General features: G+C 81.8%; 1 protein-coding gene. It reads left to right on the top strand.

All coding sequences use genetic code 11. The features are described from left to right. Positions 1-587 (top strand): sensor histidine kinase (locus CS2_RS18345; protein WP_233421271.1); only part of this gene is annotated, 587 nt, incomplete at both ends.

Here is a 587-nt window from a genome sequence, read left to right as displayed (position 1 = left end):
CGCGCAGCGCGAGCGCGCGGCGGCCGACGCGGCGCGGCGGCTCGAGCTCGCGCGGCGGTCCGAGCGCGCCGAGATCCGCCGCGACCTGCACGACGTCGTCGCGCACTCCCTCACGCTCGTGGTCGCGCAGGCCGAGGCGGCGCGCGTCGGCACGCGCGAGCCCGCGACCGCGCAGGCCCTCGCGCAGGTCGCGGACACCGCGCGCTCGGCGCTGCTGGGGCTGCGCGGCATGCTGCGCGTGCTCGACGCGGCGCCCGCCGCCGCCGGTGACGTCGTGCCGTCGCTCGACGGGCTGCCGGCGCTCGTCGCGGCCGCGGCCACGCCGCTGCACCGCGTGACGCTGACCGAGCACGGCGAGCGCCGCGCGCTGCCGGCCGACGCCGAGTCGGCGCTCGTGCGGCTCGTGCAGGAGGGCCTGACCAACGCGCTGCGGCACGTCGCGCCGCCGCTGACCGCGGAGGTGCACGTGGACTGGGACGCCGAACGCGACGCGCACGCGGTGCGCGTGCGGGTGCGCGACGACGGCGGCGCGGGCCCGCGCGCGGGCGACGACGCCGGCGTGCGCGCCGGCACGGGCTCGGGGCTCG

This window comes from Cellulomonas iranensis NBRC 101100 = JCM 18110 (assembly GCF_001552375.1).
In the GTDB taxonomy this organism is placed as follows: Bacteria; Actinomycetota; Actinomycetes; order Actinomycetales; family Cellulomonadaceae; genus Cellulomonas; species Cellulomonas iranensis.
The sequence above is the reverse complement of the archived record's forward strand: the minus strand, read 5'-3'. Positions and strand labels throughout refer to the sequence as shown.